At 64.5% G+C, this 16,698-nt stretch carries 15 protein-coding genes; 6 read left to right on the forward strand and 9 right to left on the reverse strand.

Annotated features, from left to right (window positions below; all coding sequences use genetic code 11):
- Nucleotides 1–231 precede the first annotated feature (231 nt).
- The gene (locus ACW73L_RS08245; RefSeq protein WP_498921254.1) at nucleotides 232–2,730 is read right to left on the reverse strand and encodes a DUF937 domain-containing protein; all 2,499 of its coding nucleotides are present in this window, start codon (nucleotides 2,728–2,730) and stop codon (nucleotides 232–234) included.
- A 593-nt stretch (nucleotides 2,731–3,323) separates the two neighbouring features.
- Here ACW73L_RS08245 and ACW73L_RS08250 point away from each other — a divergent pair.
- Nucleotides 3,324–3,860 carry a hypothetical protein gene (locus tag ACW73L_RS08250; protein WP_498921256.1) on the forward strand — a complete coding sequence of 179 codons (537 nt, stop codon included), beginning with the start codon at nucleotides 3,324–3,326 and terminating at the stop codon, nucleotides 3,858–3,860.
- Nucleotides 3,861–4,105: 245 nt separating this feature from the next.
- Here the strand turns inward: ACW73L_RS08250 and msrQ are convergent, their stop codons facing one another.
- Nucleotides 4,106–4,750, reverse strand: a complete 645-nt coding sequence (gene msrQ, locus ACW73L_RS08255) for a protein-methionine-sulfoxide reductase heme-binding subunit MsrQ (RefSeq protein WP_498921258.1) — start codon at nucleotides 4,748–4,750, stop codon at nucleotides 4,106–4,108.
- A gap of 86 nt (nucleotides 4,751–4,836) precedes the next feature.
- On the reverse strand, nucleotides 4,837–5,835 hold the full coding sequence (locus tag ACW73L_RS08260) for a MerR family transcriptional regulator (protein ID WP_498921260.1): 999 nt from the start codon (nucleotides 5,833–5,835) through the stop codon (nucleotides 4,837–4,839).
- Nucleotides 5,836–5,996: 161 nt separating this feature from the next.
- Here ACW73L_RS08260 and ACW73L_RS08265 point away from each other — a divergent pair, with 161 nt between their 5' ends.
- The 4 genes from ACW73L_RS08265 (at nucleotide 5,997) to ACW73L_RS08280 (ending at nucleotide 9,707) form a co-directional block, all read left to right on the forward strand.
- Nucleotides 5,997–6,881, forward strand: coding sequence for a sterol desaturase family protein (locus tag ACW73L_RS08265; protein ID WP_498921261.1), 885 nt, complete (start codon nucleotides 5,997–5,999; stop codon nucleotides 6,879–6,881).
- A 195-nt stretch (nucleotides 6,882–7,076) separates the two neighbouring features.
- On the forward strand, nucleotides 7,077–8,204 hold the full coding sequence (locus tag ACW73L_RS08270; RefSeq protein WP_498921262.1) for a MalY/PatB family protein: 1,128 nt from the start codon (nucleotides 7,077–7,079) through the stop codon (nucleotides 8,202–8,204).
- 113 nt (nucleotides 8,205–8,317) lie between these two features.
- A complete protein-coding gene (locus ACW73L_RS08275) occupies nucleotides 8,318–8,722 on the forward strand; it encodes a pyridoxamine 5'-phosphate oxidase family protein (RefSeq protein ID WP_498921264.1) in 405 nt (134 codons plus the stop codon).
- A 40-nt stretch (nucleotides 8,723–8,762) separates the two neighbouring features.
- Nucleotides 8,763–9,707: an alpha/beta fold hydrolase gene (locus ACW73L_RS08280; RefSeq protein WP_498921266.1), complete on the forward strand. Its 945-nt coding sequence runs from the start codon at nucleotides 8,763–8,765 to the stop codon at nucleotides 9,705–9,707.
- Between the two features lie 252 nt (nucleotides 9,708–9,959).
- Here the strand turns inward: ACW73L_RS08280 and ACW73L_RS08285 are convergent, their stop codons facing one another.
- From ACW73L_RS08285 to ACW73L_RS08305, 5 genes are all read right to left on the reverse strand, one after another.
- Nucleotides 9,960–10,436 (reverse strand): ferritin-like domain-containing protein, encoded by a 477-nt coding sequence (locus tag ACW73L_RS08285; RefSeq protein WP_498921268.1) that lies wholly within the window; start codon nucleotides 10,434–10,436, stop codon nucleotides 9,960–9,962.
- Nucleotides 10,437–10,474: 38 nt separating this feature from the next.
- A complete protein-coding gene (locus ACW73L_RS08290) occupies nucleotides 10,475–10,975 on the reverse strand; it encodes a DUF1269 domain-containing protein (RefSeq protein ID WP_498921269.1) in 501 nt (166 codons plus the stop codon).
- Nucleotides 10,976–11,138: 163 nt separating this feature from the next.
- A complete protein-coding gene (locus ACW73L_RS08295) occupies nucleotides 11,139–11,915 on the reverse strand; it encodes an HAD-IC family P-type ATPase (protein WP_498921270.1) in 777 nt (258 codons plus the stop codon).
- On the reverse strand, nucleotides 11,916–12,557 hold the full coding sequence (locus ACW73L_RS08300; RefSeq protein ID WP_498921271.1) for a hypothetical protein: 642 nt from the start codon (nucleotides 12,555–12,557) through the stop codon (nucleotides 11,916–11,918).
- Nucleotides 12,558–12,777: 220 nt separating this feature from the next.
- Nucleotides 12,778–14,052: an NAD(P)/FAD-dependent oxidoreductase gene (locus ACW73L_RS08305; protein ID WP_498921273.1), complete on the reverse strand. Its 1,275-nt coding sequence runs from the start codon at nucleotides 14,050–14,052 to the stop codon at nucleotides 12,778–12,780.
- A gap of 416 nt (nucleotides 14,053–14,468) precedes the next feature.
- Here ACW73L_RS08305 and ACW73L_RS08310 point away from each other — a divergent pair, with 416 nt between their 5' ends.
- A complete protein-coding gene (locus ACW73L_RS08310) occupies nucleotides 14,469–15,830 on the forward strand; it encodes a sigma-54 interaction domain-containing protein (protein ID WP_498921274.1) in 1,362 nt (453 codons plus the stop codon).
- Nucleotides 15,831–15,903: 73 nt separating this feature from the next.
- Here ACW73L_RS08310 and ACW73L_RS08315 read toward each other — a convergent pair whose 3' ends face one another.
- The gene (locus tag ACW73L_RS08315; protein ID WP_498921275.1) at nucleotides 15,904–16,593 is read right to left on the reverse strand and encodes a hypothetical protein; all 690 of its coding nucleotides are present in this window, start codon (nucleotides 16,591–16,593) and stop codon (nucleotides 15,904–15,906) included.
- Between the last annotated feature and the right edge of the window lie 105 nt (nucleotides 16,594–16,698).

Genomic DNA, 16,698 nt, shown 5'->3' on the forward strand with positions numbered 1-16,698 from the left:
CCGGCACGGTGTCCGAGCGTCCCAGCGGCGTCACATATGGCGCGGCCAACTGAGGGTTCCGTAGCCGCAGGGCAAGTGCAAGCCCACCCTGCTCAACAGCTCAGCTAAGCGGCCAGCGGCGGCAGCATCCCAGCGGCCCAACTGCGGGGGCGTGCGGCGCCGTGCGAGCCAGCCAAAGCGTGGGCCGATCTCGCCGTGCCTGCGCGCGAGCGTCTAAAGACTCAATTGGCCCTATTTTTCCTGGAGCAGGCGCTCAAGCTTCTCCAAACGGTCTTCGAGGTCCGCGATCCGCCCAAGGGCCGCGGAAAGACGTTCCGACGTGTCACCGGAGGCACCGATGGAAACCCACTCGTAGTCAAAATCGTCGTCCGAACGTTTTGCGAGCACCTCACCAGGCCGCCCCCCCTCGATGAGCGCCTGTCCATCCAATCCCGGCTCGCCCTGCGGACCGACTGGACCCGCCACGCCCTGCGGGCCGGGCTCACCCTTGGGACCGGCCGGCCCGGTTTCGCCTGCGGGTCCTCTGGGGCCTACCGGCCCAACCGCACCGGGATCCCCCTTCGGACCCGCGGGACCAGCCGGACCCTTTGCCCCGATCGCACCGGGCTCGCCCTTGGGGCCCATGGGACCGGCTGGACCGACAACACCCGCCACGCCCTGAGGACCAGGCGGACCCGCGGGTCCCGCAGGCCCTTTGGCACCGGCAACACCGGCTTCGCCCTTCGGACCTATCGGGCCCGCCACACCGGGCAGGCCTTGGAGCCCTTGCGGACCGGCCGGACCCACTGCACCCTTCGGCCCTATCGGACCCGGCTCGCCTTTCGGCCCAATCGGCCCCACCGGCCCCGGCTCCCCCTTGGGACCCATGGGGCCGACCGGTCCGGCAACGCCTGCCACGCCCTGGGGTCCTGCTGGTCCGGCAGGACCTTTGGCACCGGCAACACCCGCTTCGCCTTTCGGACCCATCGGGCCCGCCACACCGGGCACGCCCTGGAGTCCTTGCGGACCGGCTGGACCTGTCGCGCCTTTCGGCCCAGGCTCACCCTTGGGGCCCATGGGACCCACCGGTCCGGCAACACCCGCCACTCCCTGCGGACCGGGCGGGCCTGCAGGTCCGGCAGGACCTTTGGCACCGGCGATACCGGCGTCACCCTTCGGCCCCACCGGACCGGCAGGACCTATCGCTCCCTTCGGCCCTATCGGCCCCAGCTCACCCTTGGGGCCGATGGGACCCACCGGTCCGGCAACACCCGCCACACCCTGCGGACCGGGCGGACCTGCGGGTCCGGCAGGCCCTTTGGCACCGGCGATACCGGCGTCACCCTTCGGCCCCACAGGACCGGCAGGGCCTACCGCTCCCTTCGGCCCCATCGGCCCTATCGGACCGGGCAGACCCGGCGCCCCCACGGGCCCGGCGGGCCCTCTTGGACCAACGGGACCCGGATCGCCCTTCCAGCCAATCGGGCCGGGGTCGCCCTTTTGCCCGGGCGCGCCCTTCGGTCCAGCCGGGCCCATCGGGCCGATCGGCCCCTGCGGACCCGCCGGGCCCATTGGGCCAGACGCGCCCTTGGCGCCAGGCTCACCCTTGGGACCGAGGGGACCGGGAATTCCCTGGGGGCCGGCCGGACCAACCAAACCCCGTTCACCTTGTGCGCCCGGCTCGCCCTTCGGTCCGGCCGGACCGGGCGGGCCCTTCGGCCCCACAGGACCGGCATCGCCCTTCCAGCCGATCGGGCCGGGATCGCCTTTCGCACCAGCAGGACCGGCCGGACCGGTCGCACCCTGCGGACCGGGAGGACCCGCGGGCCCCGCAACTCCCTTAGCACCGGGCTCACCCTTGGGACCCGCGGGGCCAACGTCCCCTTTCAGACCCTGGTCGCCTTTGGGGCCTGCCACGCCCTGCGGCCCGGCAACACCGGCTGAGCCTGTGTCGCCCTTGGGGCCGGGTTCGCCCTTGGGGCCGGGTTCGCCCTTCGGTCCGGCCGGGCCTGCGACACCCTGAGGTCCCGGAGGACCTGCCGGGCCCGGGTCACCCTTGGGACCCGGCTCGCCCTTCGGTCCGGCCGGCCCTGGGATACCCTGAGGCCCCGCCGGCCCGACGTCCCCTCTTACGGCGACCGACGATTCGGCCCGCGGAGCGACTGCCGGCGTCACGGCAGCGGCGACGGGCGGCGCGCTGGCGCCGACGAGTGCCAGCACCGGGGTCGGTCGGGCTTCGCGCTGCGGGATCGGCGCATCGGGCACTGCCGATGCAATCGCTTCGCGCTCCTTCAACAGCAATTCGGGCAGTTGCTCGACGCTGACACCCTTGCTCGCATGCTTAACTGTTCCCAACACGACCGGAACCAGCCACTCGGGCAGCAGCCGGGCAGCCTCCGAACCCAGCCCCGCGGAACGCGCAGCCGATTGGATCGACCGAATTCCATCGGGAGAAAAGATCGCGTTCAACCATTGGCTACCCGCCTCGGCGGCCGCCTTCGCCTCGTCACCTTCCTTGAGCGCTGCCAGCCAGTCGAAGATGGTTTCGTCTATGGTTTCCAGTGCCGAGGACAGCACACCGAGACCGCCGGGTGAGGAGACCCGTTCGATCAGCCCGGAGAACATGGTTGGGACAACCCGCTCTGCTGCCGCCAGCAACCTTTCCTGATCCTCGCCGGTCAGGCTGCCGAACCGATCGATAATGGGCCCGTGTAACCTGTTGATTCCCGCGGCAACGAGATGCATCGCCATGTACTACCCTCCGAAGTGTGTCGATTTTCTGAGGCGATAGCGACGCGCCCGGGGCCCTAGCTCCCGCAGCCCGACGGCTATCGTCTGCATTCGTTATTCTCACGGCCTCGCCTGTCCAGGACGTGTTTCACCTGGGGCAGCGCCGCCTCTCTTTGGTTGCTCGCGAGCGGTGTGGCAGACGCCCCGTGGCACCCCGCCGATCGCCGATCCGCAATACCGCCGACTGCGGCAGATCATTGATGGTGACTTTGCGATTGTCAAGCTGCGCGACCGGCCGAGAATCCAGGTTGGTGCAGCCCTGTTTTCCCTGAGACGGAGTTCTTGGGGCCGACAAACCTCCGGCGCCGTCAAAAGGGAGTCGAGGCGGAGCGGAAGGAAGAGTCGGGAACGCGAACGGAGTATACTGTTGCGGCACATTTCAAGAGGCTGGTGCCCGGAATGACTGGGTGACCAGGTTGACAGCCTGCAGGTGCCCGTGCATGCTGCCGCGCGGAGCCGGTCGCGGGGTACATGGATCCAGAGAAGAGGCCGGGAGACTTGCGGACGGTCCGCACGATAGCGACACACCCCAAGAAACCAAAGTAGAAAAGTACATGATCGACAATCTTCCAGTGATGCTGATTCTGTTTGGCCTGGCCGGATTCACCTTCTGGTTCGGCCGTTCGAAGACCCGCGGAGACGATGCGCAAGCATCCGCTGCCGCGCCGGCTGTCGCGGCACCACCACCGGCAGCGGCCGGCGAAACGGGTGTCGCGCGCTATCTCAAATCACTTCCGGAGCCTGCCGCGCCCGCGCCGAAGGCTGTCGAAGCGACCCCGTTGGAAACCGGCGTGGCACGTTACCTGAAAACTCTGCCCGAACCGCCGGTGGTGACCGGGGTAACCCGTTACCTGCGCGACCTCCCACCGCCGCCGGTGCTGACCGGTGTGGCGAAATATCTGAAGGAGATCGCAACCGAAACGGCTGCCAGCGTTCCGGAGACGGGCGTGGCGAAATACCTCAAGAATCTGCCCATGCCGGAATTTCCGCCGAAGCAGAAAAGCAGCGTCGACCGCTACCTGAGCAGCATGCCACCGCCAGTCAGGGAATCGGGCGTGGCGAAATACTTGAAAGGCATCGAACAGCGCTGAGCAAGCCACGGTACGGAGCAGGGGGGTCTGCTTCCTGCTCCACCTTCCCTAAGGGTTGAGAACGCGCGCATCACGATGTCGCCGCCGCCGACCTGACTTCCGCGGGACAATGCATTCTGACGCGCAGCGTTCCACAGTACCTTCGGCTTTTTCCCACATCGCGGTTTGCTCAAGACCGCCGCTCATTCCCCCGTTTTCGAAAACCGCGAGCCCTCCGCCATTGCTGACGAAACGGCCCGACGAGCCTACTTCACGAAAGGTACGGCCCCCGGGCGTGACACGGGAGTTCGGGTAGACCTTCCCTTGCGGCCATCAACCAGGCGCGCGCAGAACAATATCGCGAGCACCACGGCATAGATCGACGGTGCCGTGATGTCCTTCTTGACCAGCCAGAAGTAGTGCAGGACTGCGCCGACAGCGATGGGATAAATGAGGCGGTGAAGCCGCTGCCAGTTCCGTCCGAGACGCCGCATCATGCCGTTGGTCGACGTCGCCGCGAGCGGAATCATCAGCACGAAGCTAAAAAATCCGGCTGTCAGCCAGGGGCGTTTGATGATGTCGCTCGCAATCGATATCCAGTCGAAACTCTGCTCGAAAGCCAGGTAGACCAGCGTGTGGAGCATTGCGTAAAAGAATGAATAGAGCGCGAGTATTCGCCTCAGGCGCAACACCCAAGACCAACCGGTCAGTTTCCGCAGCGGCGACAGGGCCAACGTCAACAGCAATAGGCGCAGCGCCCACAGGCCCGTCGTGTGGGTCAGCGCTTCGACCGGATCGGCTCCGGCAGAGCTGGTCAGAACCCGCCACAGAATGTTGACAAGCGGCACCATACAGGCAATGAACGTCGCCACCTTCAGGCGCATCACGGACATGGGTGCCAATTGTTTCATCACGGAATTCACACGTCCGTAAGGCCATCCGACGCGGCCCCCCCAGGCACGGAGGAGCGGCGCTCCTTTGTCTTCCTACCAAGCGGTTAGGAATATACGCTTAGATCGATTTCCTCGCATACCATCAAATGCTCCAACGCGTCTTCCAGTAGCGCCCGGGCCTGACCCGCGACGCGATGTAGATGGGCGTGCAGCGCAGCGTCCCGCTCGTTGCGACTCTCACAATCCGCGCTGTACGTCTCGAACGCCGTGACGCGGAACAGCAAATCGGCCAGGTGATGCGGGCATTCGCAGCGAATGCCGGTAGGCAGGTTGGCGACGGCGGCCAGCGTCTTGCTGTCGAAACGGCGGAGCGGGATCGGCACGTCGCTCGCCGCGGCGACCGCCGCCAGGACTGCCGCCTGGAGCGCAGCCGCAGGCGCTTGGTCAACGCGGCAGGCCTCGCGGAGAGTTGCCGCCGTGACCGGCGCGCGCAAGGCGACCACACCACCCCGCTGCAGCCGGGCGATCAGCGCTGCCGGAGCGAAACCGTACACCACGACCAGCCGCCGCGCCCCTACCCTAGCCTGCAACTCGGACCAACGCGCCGGTGCGTCCGGGTCCAGCGCAGGCCACTCTAACACCAGCACCTCGGGTTGTTCCGCACTGGCCAGTTGTTCGAACTCCGCGTACGAAGTCGTCGTGCCGATGATTTCCAACGGCGACAGTTCCTCGCGCCACGCTTCAATTAGAAAGGGCAACGCATCGCCGTAGATGAGCACGCGCGACGGCGCTGCCGGTGCAGCCGTCGCTGCCGCCCCCGCTGGCCGTGCGGTTTCCCGGTGTAGCTCCAGCCGTTCACGAAGCGACTCATCATCAAGGGTTGCCACGGTACTGATTGCATGCCCATGGTCGACGAGTTGCTTGATGAGTTGCAGCCGCACGACGTCGTCGTGCGTGTACTGCCGCTGGTTTCCCTCACCTCGACGGGGAGCCACGAGCGCGTAACGTCGCTCCCAGGCCCTCAAGCTGTTCAAAGGTATGCCCGTCAAGCGAGCGACCGCACTGATACCGTAGGTTGCCTCATGTGACCCAGGTCGCGTCATGCCCTATTTTCTCCTGCCCTGTTGGGCCTCTAGTCGGCTTTTACACCCCGATCTTAAACATTAGACAAAAGCTGTGCAACAAGGAACTTCCGAGAGCCAGAATGTACAAAGGCTGTACATGGCAAAGCAGTAACGCGACGACTGTTCACGGGGAAGGAAAGATGATCAGACACGCAATTGACTTGAACTTCATCGTTGGCCAAGGCATAGACCTGGCGGCAACACGGGTTACCGAATGGGTCGCGTCGGCACGCGTCCAGGACCTGCTGGCGCTCGTATTCATAACGGCGGTCGTGGCATGTGCCCACCTCGAATTTCGGCGTCCATTCCTACGTCCGGGGCTGCGGACTCTGAAGCATTCCTACTTCACGAACGTCTGCACCTACCTGTTCAACGACGTCACCCTTTCACTCCTGTCCATCCCCTCGCTATATTTGGTTGCGCAGCAATTTTCCGGGCGGGGAATTCTGAGCCACCTACCCGAGGGGCCTATGCAGTGGCTGGTCACCTTCCTGCTGCTCGACCTTTGCCTCTATGCATGGCACTACGCCACCCATCGTTTCGACTGGCTGTGGCTCTTTCATAAGGTCCACCACAGCGATCGCAGTTTCAATGTCACGACTGGGCTTCGGTTCCACATGGGTGAGCTGATCCTAGAGGTTTTCGTGCGAGTCGCGTTTATCGCAGTAACCGGGGTCGACGCTGAACTCGTGTTGTTCAATCAGGCATTGATTTCGCTGTTCGTACTGTTTCACCACACGAATGTCGCATTCCCTCACGAAGCACTTCTGTCTCGCGTGATCATAGTGCCTCGGCTGCACCGGATGCATCACTCCGATCTGCGCGAGGAACACGACAGCAACTATGGCGCCGTACTATCGATCTGGGACCGACTGTTCGGAACGTTGCGCGAGGGCGAACCACACGCAATCGGTTTGAAGGAGGTTGACGAGCAACGCTTCGCGGACCTGATCAAGTACGGTTTCATGTCGCGCAATGCCTTCAGACGCGCGTCGAAACTCGTCGAGTCCACGGAGGAGGCTTGACCGCCGGAGGCATTCCGAGCGGGCGCGTGACTGTCCTCAAGTCATCGTGCGGGCCGTGGTGACGTAGGAGCGACCCGCACAAGGGGGTTGGGGCGAGCCAACTCGAGCGCATTGCCAGTGCCCCAGCGACATTCGCGCGTCCCATGGTATAAGGTCGAATCTCGCAGTTGCCCTACGAGGCCGAGGCACATTCCCGTGGATTTCGACCGCGCCATCGTACGAACCCCCTTCTCCAGCACCAAATGGAACAAGTATCGTGACCGGAACGTGATTCCGCTCTGGGTGGCGGACATGGACTTCGCAAGTCCTCCCTCCGTACTGGAGGCCCTTCATCAAAGAGTCGATCACGGAATCCTGGGCTACACCGACGCACCCGATTCGCTTGTGGACGCAGTCCAGCGCTACGCGGAACGGCACTATCGTTGGACGATCGAGGCCGACTGGCTGGTGTGGTTGCCAGGTCTGGTACCGGGACTCAACCTCGCCTGCCGAGCGGTTGGGCAGGACGGGGACACCGTACTGACCGCAACACCCGTATACCCACCGTTCCTCCACGCGCCAGCCCAATCGGCGCGCAACCTTCAGACCGTACCATTGGTGGATACTGCCGAGGGCTGGCGCTGGGATCTCGGTGCGCTGGAAGAGGCTGTCAGCCCGCGCACGCGGTTGTTGTTGCTCTGCCATCCGCATAACCCGGTCGGGCGCGCTTGGCGGTCCGAGGAACTCGCCGGCTTGATCGATGTGGCCGAGCGTCACGGGCTGACCATCTGCTCGGACGAGATTCACTGCGACCTGCTGCTCGACCCCACGCTGCGGCACACTCCGCTCGCCTGCATCGCTCCCGCATTCGCCGACCGGACGATCACGCTGATGGCGCCATCGAAGACCTGGAATCTGCCGGGTCTCGGCTGTTCCTTCGCGGTGATTCCCGACCGCGGTCTGCGCCGCCGTTTTCGCAGCGCCATGGCGGGACTCGTTCCGCACGTCAACACACTGGGTTTTACGGCCGCGGAGGCAGCCTATCGGGACGATGGCGCCTGGTTGGCGGAGTTGCTCGTCTATCTGCGCGGAAACCGCGATTTGCTGCTAGGCTGGCTCGGCGCGTCATCGCGGCTGAAAGCAGCGACACCCGAAGCAACCTATCTCGCCTGGATCGACGCGCGTGCCGTCGACCCAGCCAACCCGTTGCCGCACTTCGAAACGCTCGGTGTGGGCCCGTCGGACGGCCGGGACTTCGGTTTTCCCGGCTACGTACGCCTCAACTTCGCCTGTCGTCGAGCCCTACTCGAGCAGGCGCTGGAGCGTCTGGCGCCACTGCGGTAACGGGCCAGACGGACCTCACTCGGCACCCACCAGCGTCATCCGTGTTGGACTGGCCTGTATTCTCCCGAAACGGTTACGCTAGACTCAGAATTTTCTGGGCCGAGACTCATGCCATGGCGACACTTACCGACGAGATGAAGGCGGTCTTTGCGAAGAACAGAATCTTTTCCTTTGCGACAGCATCGCTGGACGGCACTCCAAACGTCGCGCCGATGTCGATGGTCGAGTTGATCGGTGACGATACCCTCTGGATCGGCGACAACTACATGGCGAAAACGCTGGCGAATGTCATGGAAAACCCGCGCGCCGCGCTGTTCTTCTGGGACCCGGACGACAAGCGCTGCTTCCAGATCAAGGGCTCGGTCGCGGTGAAGACCAGCGGACCGGAGTACGAGCAGATGCGCACGAAAATCAAGGCAAAAGGCGCTCACTACCCGGCCAAGGGGCTCCTGATCCTGACCGTCACGGCGGTGTTCCAGTGCTCTCCCGGAGACGGCGCCGGTCAGGCCTGCGCCTGACGCTGCCGTACACGTCCAGCCGCCTGCTCTGCAGAATCGAATGAAATCCGCCCGACTCCACCTGATGGCGCCGCTGCTGGCCGTGATCCTGATCGGTTGCCGATGGGCCGATCCGGCCTCCGCAGCGGTAGCGGAAACGGCCGCGACCCAGTGTGCCATCGCTACGAAGACGGCCCCGGTTGGCGATGGGACCATGGTCTACAACTCGGCGGGGACGGGCCCGACCCTGTTGTTGCTCCACGGCCTGTTCGCCAACAAGGAGCAATGGAATACCCTGCTGTGCCTGCTGGCCGAAGCCGGCTACGCCGCCATCGCCGTCGATCTGCCCGGCTACGGGAAAAGCGCGGGTTATTCGTTGGAGGACTATCGCCTCGAGCGGCAGGCGACCCTGCTGCGCGACTTCACAGGCCAACTCGGCATCGCACAACTCGACGTCGCCGGGAGTTCGATGGGCGGCACGATCGCGACCCTGTATGCCGACCGGTACCGAAGCCAAGTGCGCAGCCTGGCCTATATCGGCGCTCCGCTCGGCGTGATCGGCTGGGGGCCTCAGCTTCGCCGCGCTTTTTTCCGCGGCATCAATGCCTTCATTCCGGTTACCGGCTACCAGTTCGAACTCGAACTCCGGTTGCTGTTCATGACTCCCCCAAAGATACCCACGCCTGAGAAGAGGGCGATCGTCGACGAGTATGTGACACATAATCGGCACTACGTGCAGGTATGGGACATCGTGAACCTGTACGACGACATACTGCGGCGGCGGCCCATGCCGGAACTCCCGACACTGATACTGTGGGGACAGGAGGATCGGATCTACCCGGTCGCGGGAGCCGAGACGCTGCAGCGGGCATCGCCGAACAGTGAACTGCACACGCTGCCGGCGGCGGGGCATTTGCTGCTGATGGAGAATGCCGACGCAGTGGCGGCGATCTACCTGCGTTTCCTGCGATCGTCTGCGGCCGGCTTACCCACGCGGGCCGATTAGGCCGACGCACGCAAGCTGAGCGGGCACCGTCAGGGTCGCCATCGCCTTGGCATCGTTCGCCGCCGGGTGGTTTAGCCGACCCGGACACCGGAGATTCCTCCATGGCAGACAGCGGGATCAGGGGCCGTTCGATACGCCAGCCGCAGAGGAAAGGCGTTATCCAAACCCAGGTGGACTCGGCTCAGTCGATGAGACCGGGGCGCCGCTCTGCCCCAACACTGCCTGACGGCTCCCTGTTCGCGCCAGCGCCTGCTAGCGCTCAACACGCGATCCGCACCGGCGCTGGCCACGCGCTGGACGTTGCAGCCCTGCACCGTCGCTCATCGGCTCCGGCCGCCGCGCGACGCAGCGCTCGAAAGCGGGCAGATGACGGTCGCGCGAAGCGGACTGCAACTGCGACAGGACACGGCGGACATCGGGCTCCGGCGTGGCGGCAAGCAGGCGGTCATACATCGCCATGTTCGCCCGCTCGGCCTCGACTGCGGCGCGGCACGCGTCCCCGATGGTAGCGGGGGCGACAACGCGCGACGCCCAGTCGTCTTCCAGCACCGGCAGGCCATAGGTGTCGAAAAGCGAAATCAGCGAGTACACATGCCGCTGTTCCGCCTCGACGATATTGACGAACGGCCGAACTGGGCCGAATTTCTCAATGACACAGCGGTAGGTCGCACGCGACTTGTATTCGTCGTCCAGTGCCTCGCTCAATCGCTCTCGCAGTTCAATCGCCATGATCCTCTCCATTTCTCGACGAAGCGCCCCCGAAGTGGCTAGGGAAAGGTGTGAGGATCCGCGCCCTCGCACTCGGCGTCAGGATGGTGCGTCTTGATGATCGCCTCGACATCCTCGACACGATCCCGGTCCACGTCGATCATCACCAGCAGTTCGCCCCGATCCATGGCTTGCTGAAACTGCTCGATCCGCCGGCTGCCGATGCTGCTGCCCACCATGCTCGACATCAGACCGCCCACCCCGGCGCCGGCCAGCGAAATGGCCAGCACCGCACCGCCGCCCAGGATCAATCCGGTCGGCAGCACCAGCGCGATCAGTCCCCCGATCAGCCCGGTGACGGCACCGAGGGCAATCCCCTGTTCCAGGGCCGGAAGGAAATCGGTCTTTTGCAGGAACCCCGCCTCGGGGAGATCGTCCAGCGGCGTTCCGCGCTTCCCCAGGACATGGATATGGCGCTCCTCAACCTTGGCGAGCAGCAATTCCTCGACGATTTTTCGTGTGGTCTCGATCGTCGGGACCAAAAAGTAGATTCTACGCACGGCCCACCTCTCACCCTCATGAGATCACCTTTGCCCAACAGTATTGGGCAGATGAGGGGTGGGTTCCAATACCCCGCTTGGGGTAAGCCCGGGCTATCCCGATTGCGTCCGTGCACCCGGGTTTCCGAGCGATGAGCGGCAACTTGTCCCGACGAGGAAGCCCTTAGGTATGCTCCTCGCTCAGCCACTGCGCCCGTTCCCGCAGTGAGGCGCGCCACCGGTCCAGTTGCGCGCCGGCTTGCTCGAACAGATCGGCCGCGGTGTCCACCCCGGCATAGAGCCGCGCCGCATTGGCGACGACGAACACCGAACTGATGTGGTGCAGGAACGCGGCGAGCACCGGATTAAGGAACCCGAAGCTTACCAGGGCCAGCCCGAGGACATTGAAGGAAATGGCCCACGTGTAGTTCTGCTTGCCGATCTCGTCCATCGTGCGGCTGATCTCGAGAATCTTGAGCAGATCGCCGGCATCGTCACCCAGTATCACCAGATCCGAAGAAGCGACCGCTAGCGCGACGTTGTTATGCCCGCCGATCGCGATCCCCACATCCGCGGCGGCCAGAGCCGGTGCGTCGTTGACGCCGTCGCCGACCATCGCGACCCTGCCCGAGGCCTGCAACTGCCTGACCAATGCCGCCTTGTCCTCGGGCTTGCAGCGATAGCGGTACTCGTCGGCGCCGATCAGTTCGGCCACCCGTTTCGCCTCGGATTCCTCATGATCGCCGGTCGCCAGGATCACGCGGCCCACACCCAGGCTGCGCAGCCTTTCCGCAAGGTTCGCCATGGCCGAGCGCACGACGTCCTGCACGACGATCAGTCCGCGGATCTCTCGGTCGATGGCGACCCAGAGGGCGCGTCCCGCGTGCTCGAGCTCCGGCAAGTCAATACCGTAGCCCTCGATCGTCTCGGGACTGGCGATCAAGACCTCGTGGCCCGCCACTCAGGCACTGACACCCCGCCCCGGCAGATCTTCGGCGTCGCTGACCGGCCTGAAATGCGTGATGCCCCGCTCCCGCGCAAAACTCAGCAGGGCGCGCGCCAGGGGATGGCTGAAGCGGGTCTCCACCGAAGCGGCAATTTCGATCAACTCGTCTTCGGCGAGACCGATGGCAATGACCTCGCTGACCCTGGGCTCACCCAGCGTGACCGTGCCCGTCTTGTCGAGGATCACGGTGCTGATCTCCCGCATCAGGCTCAAGGGCTCGCCGCCGCGCGCCAGGATGTTCAGCCGGGCCGAGCGGCCGATGCCCGAGGCGAACACCGTGGGCGTCGCCAGCGCCCACGCGCAGGGACAGATCACCGACAAGGCAGTCGCCATCCGGTCCAGGCTGCCCGTGACGAAAATCAGCACCAGCGATTTCGCCAGCGCCTGCGCATACAGCGCGAGACAGGCCAGGTAGAAGGGCAGGCCCAGCCAGAAAAAGAACGGCATGCCGTAGATCGCATCCATCGCAAGGAAGACGATGGGCGGGAGCGCGGCAATCCGCCGGAGCAGGAACAGGTCGCCGTGGGGACTCAGCCGGAGGATCCGGGCATCCAGCTGCCGGAGCGCATCCTCGCCGGCAACCCGATCGAACATCATCGGGGCGACCGCCAGACGGACCGCGTGTCCGCCAGGGACGGACCAAGGCGGATGCCGAATCCGGGAGGCACGCCGACGAACAGCGGCACCGAGGCCCGGAGATCCCGGGGATCGGACCGAGCGGGCAGGAAACCCATGCACGTCCTCCGTCAGAAGAGCGGCGAAGCGATCGCGACCAGCGCTCGCTTCGCCGCTCCGGCGGGAAGAGACCGGAGTCGGATTAGCTCTTTTTCAAGCGCATGATACCCATGGCCTTCAGCGTCATCCGCTCGTAGGTCGGCTCGCTGATGCCCTTCCTGACCTTGCGCATGAAATACTTTTCGTACGCGATCTTCGCCCAGTGCACCCAGCGGCCTTCGGATGCCCATTGCACGTTACGCGGCGGAATCTGCGGCATCGCCAGGAAGGCGACGCCACGATCGCCGAAGTCGGCCAGACACAAGGCATTCCAGGTGGCCTTGTGGGATGGCTGCTTGCCGTCGATCTCCTCCCGGACATTGTGCGCCGTCGCGGTCACCATGGACTCGATCATGTACCCGGTCTTGGGCACCCCGGTCGGCACCGGTGTCTGTCCCAGCGGTGGGATCGCGACGCAGACGCCGATCGAGTAGATGTTCTTGTAGGTCGGGTTGCGCTGGTGCTCGTCGATCAGGATGAAGCCGCGCGGGTTGGTCAACTTGTCTATCCCGAACACCGCGTCCACGCCCTTGAAAGCGGGCAGCATCATGCTGTGCTTGAAGGGCAGCTCATGCTTCTTCTTTTCCTGGCCGTTCTCGTCGACCTCCGTCACGTACATCATGCCGGCCTCGACCTTGTCGACCTTGGCATTGCAGATCCAGTTGACGTGCTTGTCGCGCATTGCGCTTTCGAGCAGTCCCTTGGTATCGCCGACGCCGCCCAAGCCCAGGTGACCGATGTACGGTTCGGAGGTGACATAGGTGATCTGCACCTTGTCACGGATCGCACGCTTGCGCAGATCGCTCTCGGCAATGAACAGATACTCGTAGGCCGGGCCGAAGCACGAAGCGCCCTGTACGGCGCCGATGACGATCGGGCCCGGATTGGCGCAGAAATTTTCCCATTCCTGCCCGGACACCGCGGCATGGTCGACGTGGCAGACCGATCGGGTATGGCCTTCCGGCCCGAGTCCGGGGATTTCCTCGAACGCGAGCTTCGGGCCGGTCGCGATGATCAGGTAGTCGTAAGCCACCTGACTGCCGTCGGCCAGTTCGAGCTGGCTGCGTTCGGGATGTACCCGCTTGACCTGCTGCTGGATGAAGCCGATCTTCTTTTTCTTGAAGACCGGCGCGAGCTCGACCTTGATGTCCTCCGGCTTGCGCCAGTTGACCGCAACCCACGGGTTGGAGGGCACGAAATGGAAGGTCGGCGTATCGGCAATGACGACGACCTCGTCTTCCTTGCGCGCGTTCTCCCGCATTTCGAAGGCCATGGGAATACCGCCGATGCCGGCCCCGATGATGACTATTTTTGCCACGAGCTATCTCCTCTTTTGTGTTATTGGTGAGGTCGCGTGCCTACGCAATCGGGGAACCTACACCCGGACGCCCCCTAAATCCGGCAACGCCAGTGCCGCCTCGGGTTTTCCGTAACCCTCGGAGCAGCTCGAGTACATCGCATCGCCGGTAAGCTTCCTGCCCTGCGCGGGCTCGAAAGCCGAGCCCGCGCATCATAGCGCAGGTCTCCGCAGTCCATGCAGATCAGCAATCGATAATGCGTGTGAAACAAGGACCGTGCCAGATCGCTGCCATCGGGAGCCATCCCGCGGCTCCACGGGTTTCACCGAATCACCAACCGGTGGCGCTCCAGGGAGATATCTCATAATGAAACATGCGAGACGTCTATGGTAAAGTTTCAGCGCAAAGATGAAACATCTCCGAAACGCCGCGCGCCATGGCCCAGTCTTCACCCTTCTTCAATCGCTGGCTCAGTCAGATCGGTCCCGACACCGCCTTCGATGTCTTTACCGATCTGATCGACGACGCGGCCGTCTTCGTTGTCGATGCGCACAGCCGGATTCTGTTCTGGAGCAGTGGCGCCGAACGGATGTTCGGCCTGGGGTCGGAGAAAGTGCTGGGCGTTCCGTGCCATGAGGCACTGGGTTGTCATGCGGCGCCCGATGCGGCCGAACTCGCCGCGCAGGGGCTGATCAAGGCCCAGCCGGTAACGCTGCAACGCCCCGGCGACAAAGCCATGGCCTGTCGCCGAACCGCGCGAGCCTTCTTCGATGCCGCGGGCGAGTTCGCAGGCGCGATCGAACTATTGCAGGCGGACACCGGAGAGGTTCCGGTCACACCCTCACGGACGGACGTTGAGAGCTTCCATGGAATCGTGTCGCGCGATCCCGTCATGAAGGAGGCGATCCGGATCATACGCAACGTGGCCGAGACCGACGCGACGGTGCTGATCCGCGGAGAGTCGGGAACCGGCAAGGAGTTGGTGGCCCGCGCACTGCACCGGGAAAGTCAGCGAAGGAACCAGCCCTTCCTGGCGATCAATTGCGCCGCGCTGACCCCGAGCCTGCTGGAAAGTGAATTGTTCGGGCACGTCAAGGGCGCCTTTACCGGCGCCGTCCGGGATCATCCGGGCGTTTTCCAGCAAGCCAACGGCGGCACCCTGTTCCTGGATGAGGTCGCCGAATTGCCGCTCGAACTGCAAGCCAAGCTCTTGCGCGTGCTGCAGGAGCGCAGCTTCATGCCGGTCGGCAGCGACCGGGCCGTGACGGTGGATGTCCGGATCATCGGCGCCACGCATCGCGCGCTGCGCGAAGAGGTCAAAGCCGGGCGTTTTCGGGAGGACCTGATGTACCGCCTGCGCGTCGTGCCCCTCTTTTTACCCCCGCTGCGGGAGCGTCGGCAGGATGTCAGCCATCTGCTGTGGCTGTACATCGACCAGCATAATCGCCAGGGCCCGCGGCACATCGAGACGATCGCGCCCGGCGCGATGCGGCGACTGCTGGATTACGCCTGGCCGGGCAATGTCAGGGAACTGCAAAACGTGATCGAGTACGCCTTCGCCGTCGGCCGCGGCACCGAGTTGACACTGGAGGATCTCCCGCCAGAATTTCGGGAAGCAACACCTGCAACGCTCTCCGCGTTGGCGATGCCGCTACGACCGGCTCGCCGCCAGGATGAAGCCGAGCTGATCCGCGAAGCCCTGCAGGTCACCGGCGGAAATCTGGAAGAAGCCGCGCGCATCTGCGGGATGAGTCGTGCGACTTTCTGGCGCAAACGGAAGAAATATCAACTCAACTGACGCCCTCAGCGCGGATTCTTTGCAGTCGCGACACGACCCGTCCCGGGAGGAAGTTGGCTCTGGTGTAACGGCCTCACTCCGGCGCGGAACACAGGATGTCGTCGTTCATACCGATGGCGACGCCATTCCACGTGACGGCATTCCGAACGACCATACAGCCGTTCTGATCTTTCTGTCCGGACGCTTGGGCCCTAACCATCAGTTCGCCATACGGCGAATCGGCGCGTCCGTTGGCATAGGCCCAATGCGCTGCGGCCTGTCGTGCCGCCTGCAGTCCCGGATCGTTCGGCAGATCGGGAATCGCCTCCGCTTCCCGGTCCAAGGTGTACTGGCCGTCCGAGCAGACCCGCCATAGCTCGGCGACCCGCCGCGCCGGATAGGTCACTGCAACGGTGCGACACCGGTCGTCGCCGCCGACGAAATTCATGACGACGGCCTGACCATTGACCCTCGCTTCAACGGGGAGGAAAGGTCGTTCCCTGGCAACCCCGACCAGGGCCTCTTCCTCCGCAGTTCGCTGCGGCGCGGGCTGCGCGCCGGGTTCAGGCTCCACGTCCGGAATCGGGTCGAGCTTCCGGAACACCGGCTCGGCAGCGCGTACCGTGGGGAGTTCGGGCGTCGGACGCTTGGCTGCCTTCGGCGGGGAAACAGGCTGTCCCGTGCGGCTGTCGATGACCTGCGCCGTCACCTCATAACGGCTTGGGGCGATCGGTTCGGCCCCGCCACAACCGACGCTCGCGAGAACCGCGGCGGAAGCGCCCACCGAGAGGCTTAGGCGGACAGCGCGGTACGTCAACCCGAGCGCGCCAAAACACCCTCTCGCTATCCCGGTGGCGATCCGGGGCATTCGGCTCAGACGGAACATCGT

The organism is Methylolobus aquaticus (assembly GCF_054172105.1).